Raw genomic sequence first — 12,144 nt, 5'->3', positions numbered from 1 at the left:
GCCCCCGGTTAGTTATTCACTGCGCTGGAAAACGTAGCGAAATATTCGTCGGTGAACTCCTGTACCAGGCTGAGATTTTCCAGCGGTGGAACAGGGGTGTAGTTGTACTTAATGGTCAGTTGACCATTGCGCAGGGTTTCCGAGGTATTCGGTTCCGGGTCATACCAGCAGCGGGCGCCCAGCAGCTTGCCAGCCGTCACGTATGAGGTCAGCTTCTTATTGATGCCGTCCACAATGTCCTTAACCAGCGACGGGGTAAGCGGTTTATCAACATAGGCGAAATGGGCTTCGGCGACGGTATCCGCAACGATCTGCGCGGTTCGGGTATAGCTTTCGAAGATATACGTTTCCGCGTCGCAGGTGCGTGATCCCCAGATGCGGTAGCCGTCCTGTTTGATCAGCGTGGTAACGCCTGCTGCGTTCAGTTCGTCGGCGTCGGTATCGGTGCCCTGCAACGTGAAATAGATATCCCGATCCATACCCAACACGTTATTAACGGGTACGTTGGAAATGGTTTTATGCCAGCCCTGCGTTGCGTCGATTTTGGCGCGCATCCCAACTGCATGGGCACCCACGGGCACGGTGGCATTCGCCACGGCGTTGGTGTCGTAGCAGATGAAATTAGGCCAGATAACCATCATTTCACGCTGGGAGAACTGTTCGCGGTATTCCTTCACTTCGGCGATGGTGTTGCAGCCGTTCGCTGCTACGTAAGCAAACGCTCGCAGCTTTTCGGCAATGACGCCGAGTTGTGCGGCCACCGCTTCCGTATCAAGACCGGGAACAGCCAGCACACGCGGGCGCACGCCTACGCGCATTTCGGCAGACAGCAGCGCGTACATGCCGGTAAAGCGTCCGTTTGCATCGGTGCCGCCAATAACCAGTTGATCCTGTGTCTGTGCGGTGCCGCCTTCTGGCGGTTCGATATTTGCAGCATCAGCAACGCGGATCACAATGGTTTGCGGGCTGGTCTGGTCTGAAATCGCTTTCAGAGTGGTAAACAGGGTGCCGGTTTTACCTGCCTTGCCCAGCATGTTAGCCACGCGGGTAATCAGTACAGGGGTATCCAGCGGGAACGCTGTTTCGTCCGCATCATCAGCGGTGCAGACAACGCCGATCACCGCCGAATCAATGTCGGTGATCATCGTGCTAAGGTCGGTGGTTTCCGTGACGGTTACACCGTGATGGTAGTTAGTGGCCATGTATTTGCCTCGCCAGTTTAATGACTGCGAATATCATTGCGGCAATGGCAGGCCGATGCGATGAATAAGGGTTGTCAGCAACCTGCAACAATGACGGGGCGTTGTTCATGCGCGCGCGCGTGGCGACGATGTACCCCATCATGATGAAGGGGTTGATATGGACACGACAGAAAACCGATATTCGCCGCGCCCGGCGTTCAGTATTGAAATTGAAGGTAATCAGCTTACGGCGCTGGATAACCGGCTGATCTCTCTTTCCCTGACAGATAACCGGGGCTTTGAAGCGGACACGCTGGATCTGACTCTGGATGATGCAGACGGGCAGGTAGCATTACCACCACGCGGCGCAAAGGTATCGGTGGCGCTGGGCTGGGATAATGATCCATTGGTTTTTAAGGGCATCTATACGGTTGACGAGATTGGACACGCTGGCCCGCCTGACCAGCTAACGATCAGTGCCAGAAGCGCAGATTTCCGCGATACCTTCAACGTGAAGAGGGAATATAGCTGGCACGATATTACCGTGGGGGATGTGGTCGCCAGTATTGCCAGCCGCTACGATCTGCGTGCGGGTGTCAGCGAAGAACTGGCGAAGATTGAGATAGACCACGCCGATCAGACGAGTGAATCAGATATCAGTTTCTTAACGCGCATGGCCGAAATGCTGGGCGCGGTGGCAACCATTAAAAACGGTATGCTTCTGTTTATCACGCCAGGTAAGGGAGTGACGCAGAGCGGCAAGCCGCTGCCGGTGATCGAGATAGTCCGGTCAAGCGGTGATAAACATCGCTTTAACGTAGCTGACCGCGACGCGTACACGGGCGTAACTGCATACTGGCTTGATCTCAACTTTGGTAAAAAACCATCCACTACCGTGAAGAAAACAACCCGCAGGCGAAGAACCAGCCAGGCCAAAAAGAAAGAGCCTGCATCCAGCAAAAAAGAGGGTGATTATCTGGCCGGGGCCGAAGGTAACGTTTTTGTTATCCGTAAAACCTTCAAGACGGAAAAGGCGGCGAAGCGTGCCGCTGCGGCTAAGTGGCGGGAGTTGCAGCGTGGAGCGGCGACGTTCAGTATCACCCTGGCGCGTGGCCGCGCAGATTTGTACCCGGAACAGCCCGCCAGCGTCTACGGCTTTAAGTCCACGATCGACAGTGGGAACTGGACGATAACGCGGTGCGTTCACGATATTGGCGGGGGAGGGTTTACCACGTCGCTGGAACTGGAAGTAAAAATCGACGACTGGACAGCGGAGAGTGACGATTCAACGTCTTAAGCGTTATACTTGCGTTGATATTAACCAGTCCTGAAAGGAGGCCCGCGTATGGCAATGCGCTGTCCTCGCTGCCGTGCAATAGCAAAAACCAGAACCAGCGTTGAGCTGAGTTTGCTTGTGCGGCGCAGCTATCACCAGTGTCAAAATATGTTGTGCGGGTACTGTTTCACCAGCATGACGGAAATAGACGGTTCACTAAACCAGACCCAGCCAGCGCCCGGCGCGATGGTGCCACAAGAAGCTTTTCCACGAAGTCACCACGGCGAAGATCAGTTATCGCTGGCACTCTAAAATAACCCGCCTATATGGCGGGTTAATTTTTATTTATTCAAACAAAATAAACTGATAGGCTTTATGGCGGTTATGTAACCATGTCTATGGAGTCTAGGAAAATGGCATTAGTAAACTGCCCGGAATGCAGTAAAGAAATTAGTGATTCAGCGTTTAAATGCCCGTCTTGCGGCCATCAGGTCAGAAAGCCGAAGCGCTCATTTTTTGGCAAGATCGTTAAGTGGATATTTATCCTGTTTAACATCTTTATGATCTATTGCATTTTTGCCGGGGCTGGCGGCAGTAGTGACGTTATCAATAACGCAGCCTCAGACGCAGAACGGGCCGGAGCAGCAATTGGTACGGGGCTGGGGATGATGATGCTGGGAACCATCTGGGTTATTGGCGATATCATTATCGGAATGTTTGTTTTCTTTACTCGCCCGAAATCATGAAAGGTAATGGTATGAAAAAGATAATCATTGCTATGGCGCTTTGCTCTTCTGCTGTATCAACAGCGTATGCGGTAGAACCAGTTAAAGCCGATATTAACAATGACGCATTAATGAAATGCCAATCCGAGGCAAAAAGTGATGCGCGTTTAGCTTGTTACGATAAGGTTCTTCCACCGAAAGTAGCCGAAGAGGCTAAGCCAGTTGTAGGAGTTGGAAAATGGCAGGTATCCACGAAAACTTCACCCGTGGATGATTCAGAGAATGTTTATGTTAGCCTTTCTGCTAATGATTCTTTCCGGTCGCAGTTTGGTGAATCGATCACACCAAGTCTTTACATCACTTGCCGCGAGAAAAAAACAGAACTTTTCCTCAATTGGGATACCTATCTTGGGTTGAACGAAACACAGATGTTGTCTCGCCTGGATAAACAGAAGGCAAAAACGAAAACATGGGACATATCTAGCGATACCAAATCGGTATTTTATCGTGGCAATGTCATCGAGTTCGTCAAGGCGCTGAGCCAGGCTAACTCAATGTTTACTCAGATCACGCCTTACAATGAAAGTCCCGTGAGTGCGACATTTGATGTTGCTGGTCTGTCAGAGGCATTGAAGCCACTTCAAAAAGCGTGTGGATGGAAGTAATGCGGTGTGCAGCCCCGTAATGCACGGGGCTTTTCTTTGTCGAAGTGTAGTCAAAATGTAGACGAAGACTAGAATAAATCCTTTTATTCCATTGTGTTACTGGACGGATTTCTTCACCATCCCTGTCTTACCCCGCCAACCGGCGGGGCTTTTTTTTGCCTTTAAATATACTCAAATTGATTATACTGGCACCCAGGTTTTCTGGAGGTGTTATGAATCAAAATTATGGTCGTCTTGTCAGAGGTGCAGCTTTAGCTGCAACGACAACTGCTTGCATATTGTTATGCATTAAAATAGTTGCCTGGTGGTTAACAGGATCAATGAGTATTCTGGCATCTTTAGTCGATTCACTGGTCGATATTGCAGCATCTTTAACCAACTTGTTGGTCGTTCGCTATTCCCTTCAACCAGCGGATGATGAACATACTTTTGGCCATGGTAAAGCCGAGTCTCTGGCGGCACTCGCGCAGAGCATGTTTATTTCGGGTTCGGCATTATTTTTATTTCTCTCGGCAATTCAACATATTGCACAACCAGAACCGATGCGTGATGCTGGTGTAGGTGTGATTGTCACTGTTCTGGCATTAATCAGTACTATCATTTTGGTGACATTCCAGCGCTGGGTGGTTCGTAGAACGGGTAGCCAGGCTGTCAGGGCAGACATGCTTCATTATGAGTCTGATGTTATGATGAATGGAGCCATCCTGGTTGCGCTGGGTCTGTCATGGTATGGATGGCACCGCGCGGATTCACTCTTCGCTTTAGGTATTGGCATTTATATTTTATATAACGCTTTACGTATGGGGTACGAAGCAGTTCAGTCGTTGCTGGACCGGGCCCTACCGGAAAGTGACCATCAGGAAATTATTCGCATCGCTGGTCAATGGCCTGAAGTGAAAGGGACCCATGATCTGCGGACAAGGCAGTCAGGGCCGACTCGTTTTATTCAATTGCATCTGGAAATGGATGACGATTTACCATTGGTTGAATCGCACCGTATTGCTGAAGCGGTGGAGCAGGCAATTCGTGACCATTTTCATGGTGCAGATGTCATTATTCATCAGGATCCTTGTTCGGTAGTACCGCAGGAATTACAGGGACATTTCGAGCGTTAATGGAGAGGTGTAAAAAAGTGAGCCAGGTCGCCATTTTCAGTATAAATAACCATCATTTGGCCTGACCTGAATCAATTCAGCAAGAACCGGTTGATATACTATTGCGGTAAGTGTTGTAACCCCCAGTTTATCCGCAGGCGGTTCTGGCAACAGTATTCATTTTGCATTCAAAGTTCAGAGGTAGTCATGATTAAAAAAATCGGTGTTTTGACAAGCGGTGGTGACGCACCGGGCATGAACGCAGCGATTCGTGGAGTTGTGCGTGCCGCATTGACAGAAGGTCTGGAAGTTTGTGGGATTTATGATGGCTATCTGGGTTTGTATGAAGACCGTATGATTAACCTGGACCGTTATAGTGTGTCCGATATGATTAACCGTGGCGGGACATTCCTGGGGTCCGCTCGCTTCCCTGAGTTCCGTGAAGAGCATGTTCGCAGTGTCGCAATCGAAAACATGAAAAAACGTGGCATTGATGCACTGGTCGTGATCGGTGGGGATGGTTCCTATATGGGGGCAAAACGCCTGACTGAAATGGGCTTCCCATGCATTGGTCTGCCTGGAACTATTGATAACGATGTAGCTGGAACGGATTACACTATCGGTTACTTCACAGCTTTGAGTACCGTTGTTGAAGCGATTGACCGCCTGCGAGATACTTCATCATCTCACCAGCGTATCTCAATTGTTGAAGTAATGGGCCGTTATTGTGGTGATCTGACTTTGGCTGCAGCCATTGCTGGTGGGTGTGAGTTTATCGTACTGCCGGAAGTAGAATTTAACCGCGAAGATCTGGTTGCCGAAATTAAGGCTGGTATTGCCAAAGGCAAAAAACACGCAATTGTTGCAATTACTGAGCACATTTGCGATGTGAATGAATTATCCAAATACATTGAAACTGAAACTGGTCGTGAAACGCGTTCGACTGTGCTGGGGCATATTCAACGTGGTGGTTCTCCGGTTCCTTACGACCGTATTCTGGCTTCTCGTATGGGCGCTTATGCAATTGAACTACTGTTGCAGGGGTATGGTGGCCGTTGTGTGGGTACTCAGAATGAAAAACTGGTACACCACGATATTATCGATGCTATTGAGAACATGAAACGTCCATTCAAAGGCGACTGGCTGAACTGCGCGAAGAAATTGTACTGACAGCCTGCCTGCTACAAGCCGGAGATGTTTTCCGGCTTTTTTATCCCTTCAATTATTCCTTATAGTTATAGCCAATTTTTTTTAATTCTTTAATTAGCGAGAAATTTTCTGGCAGGCTGACACCATTCGACCTGATAAGAGAACCCGTGATGAAAAAATGGCTTCCTGGAGCGGTTTTGCTGCTGGCATCTGCCAGTGTTATGGCTAAAGACATCCAATTATTAAATGTGTCTTATGACCCCACGCGTGAGCTCTATGAGCAATATAACAAAGCGTTCAGTGCCTGGTGGAAAGCAAAAACGGGCGACAATGTGATTATTCGTCAGTCTCATGGCGGCTCAGGTAAACAGGCAACGTCAATTATTAATGGAATTGATGCTGATGTGGCGACGCTGGCTCTGGCAGGGGATATTGACGCGATTGCTGCGCGTGGGCGCATTGCTAAAGACTGGATCAAACGGTTACCAGATAATTCAGCACCTTATACTTCAACCATTGTTTTCCTGGTACGTAAAGGCAACCCGAAAAATATTCATGACTGGAATGATCTGGTTAAACCTGGCATCTCGGTGATTACCCCGAATCCGAAAAGCTCTGGTGGTGCACGCTGGAATTACCTGGCTGCCTGGGGCTATGCGCTGGATAACAACAATGGTTCTCAGGAGAAGGCTCAGGCTTTTGTTAAAGCGTTATATCATAATGTTGAAGTGCTTGATTCCGGAGCGCGTGGTGCAACGAACACCTTTGTTGAACGGGGAATTGGCGATGTGTTGATTGCCTGGGAGAACGAAGCACTGCTGGCGGAGAAGACTCTGGGACACGGGCAGTTTGAAATAGTGACGCCGAGTGAATCGATTCTGGCCGAACCAACTGTTTCAGTGGTCGATAAGGTAGTGGATAAAAAAGGCACACGAGATATCGCTCAGGCATATTTGCAGCATCTCTACTCTCATGAAGGGCAGGAGATTGTCGCTCGTAACTTTTATCGTCCGCGTGACCCGGAAGTTGCTAAACAGTTCAGGGCACAGTTTCCTGAGTTGAAGCTTTTCACTATTGATGAAAAATTTGGTGGCTGGGCACAGGCACAGAAAATACACTTTGCCAGCGGCGGTACATTTGACCAAATCAGTCAGCGGTGATTGTTAACAAAACTGTCATTGTGATTTGAGTTGAAAAACAGGACGATGGCTGTCAGGTCATCGTTTTTTTACGTTCAGGAGCACAATGATGGTCCGTCATCGCAAAAAGTATTTAGGGTTATTTTTCGCAGTGTTAGTTGTAGCTGGTGCGGCGGGAGGTTGGTACTGGCATGAACGAGAGTGGAAGGCCGGGGCCCTGTGGCGCATTGTCAGTGAAAAATGTGTACCGGGTGAGCAGAAGAATCATAATCCAGCACCTTGTAAAGAAGTAAACCTGCAACAAGGGTATGTGCTATTGAAGGATCTCAATGGTCCTCTGCAATTTTTGTTAATGCCGGTTGAGCGTATAACGGGCATTGAGAGCCCTGAACTGCTTTCCCCCACAACGCCGAATTTTTTCTGGGACGCCTGGCATGAACGCGGTGTAATGGCAGAAAAACGAGGGGCGCCTGTACCGGATACTGCGATTTCGTTGGCAATAAATTCACCAACTGGCAGAACACAGAACCAGCTACATATTCATATCTCCTGCCTGCGCAACGATATTCGCCAAACCATTGACAAGTTTCAGTATGCTGTTGGGGCTCAATGGCAGCCATTCCCGGATAATCTGGCTGGTGAAGAGTGGCTGGCACGAACATTAACCCCAGAGGAACTGAAAAACCAAAGTTTGTTTATTAACTTTGCACAGCAGGTTGGTGGGGCAGCAAAACAGATGGGGCATTTCAGCCTGGCGCTGGTGGCACTGAAAAGTGGGAAATTACTGGCGTTGGCAACGGAGCGTGACTTATTGCACGGCAACCCGGCATCGGCAGAAGTGTTACAGGATCATACCTGCGCAATTTTGACCACACCAGAAACACAAAAGCCCTGAGCAGGCACTACAACGTAAGTGCTCTCCTGCAGGGCCTTTTAACCGCAGGGCGATTAATGCTTATCAGGCATTTTTCGCTTCTGCTGCTGCTTTAACGATAGTAGCGAAGGCATCTGCTTTCAGTGAAGCACCACCAACCAACGCACCGTCGATATCCGGCTGGCCAAACAGTTCAGCTGCGTTGCCCGCATTAACGGAGCCGCCGTACTGGATGATAACTTGTTCAGCAATTGCTGCATCAGCTTTTGCAATGTGATCACGAATGAATTTGTGAACAGCCTGAGCCTGTGCCGGAGTGGCAGATTTACCAGTGCCAATTGCCCACACGGGTTCATAAGCGATAACTGCACCTTCAAAAGCCTGAGCACCAAGAGTATTCAGAACGGCATCAATCTGGCGGGCACAAACTTCTTCTGTTTTACCTGCTTCGTTTTCTGCTTCAGTCTCACCAATGCAAAGAACCGGGATCAGACCTTGTTCTTTCAGGACAGCAAATTTTTTCGCGATAAGTTCATCGGATTCAGCGTGGTAGGTGCGGCGTTCGGAGTGACCAATAATAATATATTTTGCACCCACATCTTTCAGCATTGCAGCGGACGTTTCGCCAGTGAATGCGCCAGACAGGTTCAGATCAACGTTTTGTGCGCCCAGGTGAATGTGGCTGCCAGCTGCAGTCTGTTTTGCCAGGTCGAGGTACATCATCGGAGGGGCAATCGCAACACCACAACCCACAACACCGGATAATTCCTTACGCAGGTTAGTCACCAGCTCGTGAACCATGTGTGTGCTGCCGTTGAGTTTCCAGTTACCCATCACTAAGGGATGTCGCATCTTATTCTCCAGGTGGTAAGAAATAAAAATAGTGCTGCCATGGCAGGCAGCGGGTCTGTAACACAGTATAGAGATTCACAGCTCGAAAGGCTTTGCTTTTTATCATTGATTGCTGTTTTCAAGCGCTTCAGATAGCACCAGCTTAACCGGTTCAACAGCAAAAGTTAGCCCTTTTTCACCGTCATCTGCCACAACATAGCGTAACGCCCCTTCCGTTTGAGCGTAATAACTTTTGTTTTTTCCGGCAGACAACAATTTGGTGAGCAGATTTGCACTTTGTTGTGCCGAATAATTAGGGTTGAAATGATTGATTAACGCTTTCATCCAGGCCAGAGCTTTTGCCCGCGCGTTTGCCTGTTCTGGCCCCTGAATCGGTAACCAGGTTATCTGGATGCTTTTGATTTTGAGTGTCGCCCTCTCAAGTGCTGCTGATGCATAGAGATTTTCATTAATTTTTGTTGCAGCTCGCAGTAATAAAACCTTGGGGTCGTTGACCTCAATGGCACGAAATTCATTGAGTTGTAATGTGGGATTATCGTGATTGAAACGTTCACGGAAATCGGAAATCGAGATATTGAATACCGGTGCACCGGGTAGCAGGTACGCAGCGACAGGCGCTTTGGGTTCTCCTTGCTCCGCTTTGCCATAGGCTGCACAAGTCAATAATGTGAGTGCTGCAAGCGCGGTTAACAAGTATTTCATTCATTCTCACTCCCCCTGAGATTGGTGAAACGATTAAAACGATATCCTGTGCGCTTGTCAAAAACAGCTCCAGCCAGGGTAAACTATCCGCATTATGATAAACAGGGTACGTTTATGACCATACAGCTTTGGTTGTTTTCTTTTCGGGGGCGTATTGGCCGCCGTGATTTCTGGGTCTGGATTGTTGCGTGGGCAGTAGCTATGTCGCTGTTGTTTACGCTTGCCGGTAATCAAATGCTCAGCACACAAACTGCTGCATTTATTCTGGTTTGCCTGCTGTGGCCGACTTCAGCCGTTGTAGTTAAACGGTTGCATGACCGTGGCAAATCGGGAGCCTGGGCATTTTTAATGATTCTTGCCTGGATGTTGCTGGCGGGGAACTGGAGTATGCTGGGAGGTATCTGGGTCTGGGCGGTAGGGCGCTTTATACCTACTCTGATTATGGTGATGATGCTCCTCGACCTGGGCGCGTTTTTAGGCACCCAGGGAGAAAATAAATACGGTCAGGCAACGCAGGAAGTTAAATACCGTTAATTACCAATAATGTTCCGCCGTCATGTGCCCCGGGCGGCGGCGTAAGTGTTTTGTCATACCGCGGGTTTCTTTAAGTAGTGTCTGCGTGTCTCTTACCATGTCTGGGTTGCCACACAACATCACATGGCTGGTGGTGGGATCCAGAGCCAGCCCGGTCGCCGCTTCTAATGCTCCACTTTCTATCAATGCAGGTATCCGCCCGGTGAGTGCTCCCGTGGTGGTCTCCCGGCTGACTACGGTTTGAATGCGCAGCTTGTCATTCAGTTGTTGCTGAAGCGAAAGCATTAATGGCAGGTAACTTAAGTCGGCAGCATGGCGTACGGCATGAACCAGGACGATATGTTCGAAGCGTTCGAGGTCATCACCTTGCTGAAGTATGGATAAATAAGGCCCGATAGCCGTACCTGTCGCCAGCATCCAGAGCGTTTGGCAATCCGGAACTTCATCCAGCACAAAAAAGCCCGCAGCCGATGCGGTAACTTGTATCGGGTCACCAGGTTTGAGGGCACTCAGGTGTGGGCTCAGTTTGCCGCCCGGAACTGTCACCAGATAAAACTCAAGATTTGGGTTAGCTGGTGCATTGACGTAAGAATACGCTCGCTGGACACGTTCACCGTCAATTTCCAGGCTTAGTTTGGCAAATTGCCCGGCGGTGAAAGGAGCGACAGGGGCGTTGAGTGTCAGACTGAACAGTGTCTCTGTCCAGTGATTGATATTGATAACGTTGCCGGTAACCCAGTCAGCCATAAAGCACTCCTGTGATGATGTTTAATTAATCTTCGCCAGGTCTGCACAACATTTCCAGCCCAAAAGGGCTGGAAAGCTCAAGAAGACAAACGGTTACACAATATACACCTGCACACCCGAATCCTTGCGATCGAGGTAGTGAATGGATTTGATACGGCGAATCGTACGTGATTTACCGCGAATTAGCAGGGTTTCTGTTGTGGCCATATTCCCTTTGCGGGAAATACCATCGAGTAAATCACCTTTGGTAATGCCGGTTGCCGAGAAAATCACATTATCGCTTTTGGCCATTTCACTGAGTACCAGCACTTTGCCGGCTTCAATACCCATTTCCTGGCAACGTTGTAATTCTTTTTCGCCGAGAGAGCGGTTTTCAGGGGTATCGCCTTTAACATGATGACGGGCAACTAACCGACCCTGCATATCACCATCCAGAGCCCGAATAACAGCCGCAGACACCACACCTTCTGGCGCACCGCCAATGCCATACAGGACATCCACTTCGCTATCAGGCATGCAAGTCAGAATTGAGGCTGCTACATCACCATCAGGAATGGCGAAAACGCGCACGCCCAGCTTTTGCATTTCCTCGATGGCTTTCTCATGGCGGGGTTTTGCCAGGATAGTGACGGTGAGTTCACTCAATGGTTTTGCCATAGCGTAAGCGATATTGCGCAAGTTTTCGCTGAGTGACAGGTTGAGGTCGATAGCACCTTTGGCATCCGGGCCCACTATCAGCTTTTCCATATACATATCGGGTGCATTCAGAAAACAGTCTTTATCGCCAACAGCCAGCACAGCCAGCGCATTAGCCTGGCCCATTGCAGTCATTCTGGTGCCTTCAATGGGGTCAACAGCAATATCAACTGCGTCGCCTTTGCCGGTCCCCACTTTTTCACCGATATACAGCATCGGGGCTTCATCAATTTCCCCTTCGCCAATAACAATTTGCCCGTCAATATCAACCTGATTGAGCATGATGCGCATGGCATTCACGGCCGCACCGTCTGCGGCATTTTTATCTCCCCGGCCAAGCCACTTATAGCCAGCAAGTGCAGCGGCTTCAGTTACACGGGAAAATTCGATAGCAAGTTCTCGTTTCATAGCAAATCCACAACGTAAGAATTGCGACGGAGTGTAGCACAGTGGGGAAAGCACAGGGTAAGTCCCCTATGCTGGCAGGGTGATGGTAAAAATGAAAAAGCC

Annotated in this window: 14 protein-coding genes; 9 read left to right on the top strand and 5 right to left on the bottom strand. The window is 49.3% G+C overall.

The window, feature by feature from the left end; genetic code table 11:
• Positions 1-8: 8 nt before the first annotated feature.
• On the bottom strand, positions 9-1,202 hold the full coding sequence (locus MPHASIOC01_RS26740; RefSeq protein WP_353613625.1) for a phage tail sheath subtilisin-like domain-containing protein: 1,194 nt from the start codon (positions 1,200-1,202) through the stop codon (positions 9-11).
• 157 nt (positions 1,203-1,359) lie between these two features.
• Between MPHASIOC01_RS26740 and MPHASIOC01_RS26735 the strand changes: the two genes are divergently transcribed.
• From MPHASIOC01_RS26735 to MPHASIOC01_RS26700, 8 genes are all read left to right on the top strand, one after another.
• Positions 1,360-2,478: a phage late control D family protein gene (locus MPHASIOC01_RS26735; RefSeq protein ID WP_353613624.1), complete on the top strand. Its 1,119-nt coding sequence runs from the start codon at positions 1,360-1,362 to the stop codon at positions 2,476-2,478.
• Between the two features lie 48 nt (positions 2,479-2,526).
• Positions 2,527-2,769 carry an ogr/Delta-like zinc finger family protein gene (locus MPHASIOC01_RS26730; RefSeq protein ID WP_001251454.1) on the top strand — a complete coding sequence of 81 codons (243 nt, stop codon included), beginning with the start codon at positions 2,527-2,529 and terminating at the stop codon, positions 2,767-2,769.
• Between the two features lie 101 nt (positions 2,770-2,870).
• Positions 2,871-3,203, top strand: a complete 333-nt coding sequence (locus MPHASIOC01_RS26725) for a zinc ribbon domain-containing protein (RefSeq protein WP_001229865.1) — start codon at positions 2,871-2,873, stop codon at positions 3,201-3,203.
• 11 nt (positions 3,204-3,214) lie between these two features.
• Positions 3,215-3,847 (top strand): type VI secretion system-associated protein TagO, encoded by a 633-nt coding sequence (locus MPHASIOC01_RS26720; protein WP_000720167.1) that lies wholly within the window; start codon positions 3,215-3,217, stop codon positions 3,845-3,847.
• 212 nt (positions 3,848-4,059) lie between these two features.
• Entirely contained in the window at positions 4,060-4,962 is a 903-nt protein-coding gene (fieF, locus tag MPHASIOC01_RS26715) for a CDF family cation-efflux transporter FieF (protein ID WP_353613623.1), read from the top strand.
• A gap of 186 nt (positions 4,963-5,148) precedes the next feature.
• Positions 5,149-6,111 (top strand): 6-phosphofructokinase, encoded by a 963-nt coding sequence (gene pfkA / locus MPHASIOC01_RS26710; protein WP_064596147.1) that lies wholly within the window; start codon positions 5,149-5,151, stop codon positions 6,109-6,111.
• A 149-nt stretch (positions 6,112-6,260) separates the two neighbouring features.
• Entirely contained in the window at positions 6,261-7,250 is a 990-nt protein-coding gene (locus MPHASIOC01_RS26705) for a sulfate ABC transporter substrate-binding protein (protein ID WP_064596145.1), read from the top strand.
• An 88-nt stretch (positions 7,251-7,338) separates the two neighbouring features.
• Positions 7,339-8,124, top strand: coding sequence for a CDP-diacylglycerol diphosphatase (locus MPHASIOC01_RS26700; protein ID WP_064596287.1), 786 nt, complete (start codon positions 7,339-7,341; stop codon positions 8,122-8,124).
• 63 nt (positions 8,125-8,187) lie between these two features.
• Here MPHASIOC01_RS26700 and tpiA read toward each other — a convergent pair whose 3' ends face one another.
• Both tpiA and MPHASIOC01_RS26690 read right to left on the bottom strand, forming a co-directional pair.
• Positions 8,188-8,955 carry a triose-phosphate isomerase gene (gene tpiA / locus MPHASIOC01_RS26695; RefSeq protein WP_064596143.1) on the bottom strand — a complete coding sequence of 256 codons (768 nt, stop codon included), beginning with the start codon at positions 8,953-8,955 and terminating at the stop codon, positions 8,188-8,190.
• A 102-nt stretch (positions 8,956-9,057) separates the two neighbouring features.
• Complete coding sequence (locus MPHASIOC01_RS26690) at positions 9,058-9,657, bottom strand: DUF1454 family protein (protein WP_064596142.1); 600 nt, start codon at positions 9,655-9,657, stop codon at positions 9,058-9,060.
• A 114-nt stretch (positions 9,658-9,771) separates the two neighbouring features.
• Here MPHASIOC01_RS26690 and MPHASIOC01_RS26685 point away from each other — a divergent pair, with 114 nt between their 5' ends.
• On the top strand, positions 9,772-10,191 hold the full coding sequence (locus MPHASIOC01_RS26685; RefSeq protein WP_064596141.1) for a DUF805 domain-containing protein: 420 nt from the start codon (positions 9,772-9,774) through the stop codon (positions 10,189-10,191).
• On the opposite strand, the gene fpr is transcribed toward MPHASIOC01_RS26685, so the two are convergent.
• Entirely contained in the window at positions 10,192-10,938 is a 747-nt protein-coding gene (gene fpr / locus MPHASIOC01_RS26680) for a ferredoxin--NADP(+) reductase (RefSeq protein ID WP_064596139.1), read from the bottom strand.
• 93 nt (positions 10,939-11,031) lie between these two features.
• On the bottom strand, positions 11,032-12,042 hold the full coding sequence (gene glpX, locus MPHASIOC01_RS26675; RefSeq protein WP_064596137.1) for a class II fructose-bisphosphatase: 1,011 nt from the start codon (positions 12,040-12,042) through the stop codon (positions 11,032-11,034).
• Positions 12,043-12,144 lie beyond the last annotated feature (102 nt).

The organism is Mangrovibacter phragmitis (assembly GCF_040429585.1).
In the GTDB taxonomy this organism is placed as follows: domain Bacteria; phylum Pseudomonadota; class Gammaproteobacteria; order Enterobacterales; family Enterobacteriaceae; genus Mangrovibacter; species Mangrovibacter phragmitis.
The sequence above is the reverse complement of the archived record's forward strand: the minus strand, read 5'-3'. Positions and strand labels throughout refer to the sequence as shown.